Origin of the sequence: Denitrobaculum tricleocarpae, assembly GCF_007004665.1 — a bacterium.
Lineage (GTDB): Bacteria > Pseudomonadota > Alphaproteobacteria > Kiloniellales > Kiloniellaceae > Denitrobaculum > Denitrobaculum tricleocarpae.
On the sequence record NZ_ML660080.1, the window covers coordinates 1 to 2,995 of the forward strand.

Consider the following 2,995-nt stretch of genomic DNA (forward strand, 5'->3'; position numbering starts at 1 on the left):
AGAATGTGACGCTGGGGATCGACACTGTTCTGGATGCGGCCACGACGAACCGGACATTGAGCATCGACGAGGGTCTGACATTGGACGCCGACTTCATCTTGGCGGGCAGCGTGAACCGTTCAGCGCGAGTTGACTTCCGTGGCGAGCAGACGGTGGACGGGTCTGGTGAGATTGTTCTGAGCCGCGAGAATGCGCTGGATGAGGGTGGCGTCTCGAACGCGGTGCGCTTTGTGGGCGTCTCGAGTGGAGATGAACTCCTGACGTTGGGCGCTGATCTGACCCTGCGCGGGCAAGGGCGGATCGATACGGCGAACGCAGGGGACGAGATTGACCTTAAAGGAACTGTCCGTGCGGAAGATGGTACTCTTGAGATTTTTGCTTTCGATGAATTGGATGGCACGCTGAGTGCCGCGCATGATGGCTTTCTACAGGTTCAACAGGACCTTCGAATGCTTGAACAAGGGCGGTTGGAGATCGGGGTTTCGAATGAGGGCGCCGGACAGATCGAAGTTTTTGGCTTTCTAGACCGCGCCGGTGTTCTCGCGCTGAACGTTAGCGAGGATTTCGTTGCCAATCTGGGTGACAGCTTTGAGATTGTGAGGATACTCGACGGTCGTCCCGAAGTAACGGGCGCATTCCAGGGTTTTGAGGGTTTCGATCTGGCGGGTGATCTGGCCTTTGTACTGGATGAGGCCGCCGACAGCCTCACCCTGCGCGTCTCGACAGACCAGGAGGCCCAGGATGGAGGTTTCCTGGATGGTTTTGTTCCGCCACCGCCGCCGCTGCCGGATCCCTTGCCGGAACTGAACCTGGATGTAATTGACGGCCGGATCGCCGACAGCATCATTGTCGGGACGCAGAGCGGCGCACCGCAGGTTGAGGTGGAGACCGGCGGGGTGCTCGAGGGTGTCAGCCTGCAGACGGATGTGCGGTTGAATGCGACCGATTTTTCTCCAACCCTGCGGGTCGAGGATGACCTGGCATTAGACGCCACTCTGTCATTGGCTGGCTCTGCCTCCTTGACCTCTACGCTGCTGTTCTCCGGCGAGCAGGTGGTTTCCGGCAGCGGCGAGATCCTCTTTAGCCGGGAGAATGCGCTGAGCGACGGTGTTGTGAACAATACTCTCCGCTTTGAAAATCAGTTTTTTAGCCGGGAAGTTCTGAGTTTTGGTGAGAACATCACGCTGCGTGGCCAGGGGACGATGTTTGCCAACGGAACCGAGGACGTGATCCGTGTTCTTGGGACGGTTGCGGGCGAGGGTCGTGGTCTTGAGCTGCGGGACATCGACAATGCCGGAGCGAGCTTTACGGTCGACAGCTCCGCGGGATCGGTGATCCTGGGTGAGCGGATATCGGACGCTGTGATTGAGGGAGCGGCGGGCTCTGCTGTGGAGCTGGCGCCGAGCGCCATTCTGGATGACATCTCGCTTGCGATTGATGGACGTCTGGGTGCGGGCCGTTCTGCGACGATCGAGAACGGCCTGACCTTGTTGGGCGATGTGAGTCTTGCGGCTGCCGGTGGCCGTGTCGATACCTCGACGCTGACCTTCTTTGGTGAGCAGCGGATCGACGGGACGGGCGAGATCCTGCTGAGTTCTGAGAATGCAGGGCGCGACGGGATCGTGGACAACGACCTGGTCTTTGACGGCCAACTCACCGGCGGTGAGATCCTGACCTTTGGCGAGGGTGTGACGCTGCGGGGTCAGGGCAGCCTGTCTGTCCAGGACAGCGGCGATGCGATCCGTGTGCTTGGGACGGTTGCTGGCGAGGGCAGCGGCTTTGAGTTGAGCGGCATCGACAATGCCGGCGCCGGCTTTAGGGTGGACAGCAGCTTGGGCGCCGTAACGCTCGGCAGTCTGATCGTCGATACCGTGATCACGGGTGTTGGAGACAGCCGGGTGAACCTGGCTGATAACAGCCTTCTGCAGGGCGTTTCCCTGGACATCGACACATCGCTTGGAGTTCGGAGTGCCTCGGTTGAGGGTGGTTTGTTCCTAGGGGCAACACTTTCTCTGGCTGGCGCTCAGGCCGAAGTGTCGCAGCTGACTTTCCGTGGCGGGCAGAGTGTCACCGGGGACGGCACGATCCTGCTGAGCGACGAGAATATCCGTGGTCTGGTCAACACTGCCCGCAACAGCCTGCTGTTTGATGGCCTGCGGGCGGGGTCGGAGACCTTGAGCCTTGATGCCGGGGTAACGCTGCGCGGTGAAGGCCGGATCGATGCGGTTGATGCCGGGGATTTGATCGATCTGCAGGGTGTTGCGATTGCCGAGGGCGGGCGCCTGGAATTCAGCGGACTTGAAACGCTTTCGGGTGAGCTGCAGGCACGTCGGGACGGCACACTGGAAATTGAGAACAGCCTGCAGCTTGCGCCACAGGCGGAGCTGTCGATTGCGGTCGGTGGCTCTGGCTCAGGAGCCTCGGCGGGTCGGATCGAGGTTCTGGGTTCGTTGGATCGTGGCGGTGTTCTGCGTTTGGATGTGGCGCCTGACTTTGCGGCGGAACTTGGGGATGAATTCGAGATTGCGACGGCGACGGGCGGCTTTGCCGGCGCGTTTGACAGCCTGCAGGGTTTCGACTTTGCCGGTCCGTTGGGTTTCCAGCTTGTTGAAGATGGGAACAGCCTGTTCCTGCGGGTTACCGAGGGCGCCGCGATCGGGACGTCGGTGGCTCGTTCGGACCTGCCGGCTGATCCTGTCCTGCCGGTTCTGTCAGGCCGGATCGAGGACCAGGTGATCGATGCGGCCTTTGCCGGCGGTCCACTGGCGATTGTCAATTCGGCGACCTTCTCAAATGTTGAACTGGTCTCTGACGTGACGGTCGGTTTGCCTGGTGTGTCTGCTGGCAACCTGACGATTGAGGGTGGTTTGACGCTTGACGGTGTCTTGGGTGTCGAGGGTGGTTCCTTTGGTCGATCGACGGTTTTCTTTAATGGTGAGCAGACGGTTTCTGGGACGGGAGCGTTCGTTCTTGGCGGTTCGGATGTTTCGGTCGG

Annotated in this window: 1 protein-coding gene; it reads left to right on the forward strand. The window is 60.5% G+C overall.

The window, feature by feature from the left end:
• The coding region (locus FKG95_RS29855; RefSeq protein WP_179954342.1) for a hypothetical protein at positions 1-2,995 on the forward strand (2,995 nt) is incomplete at both ends.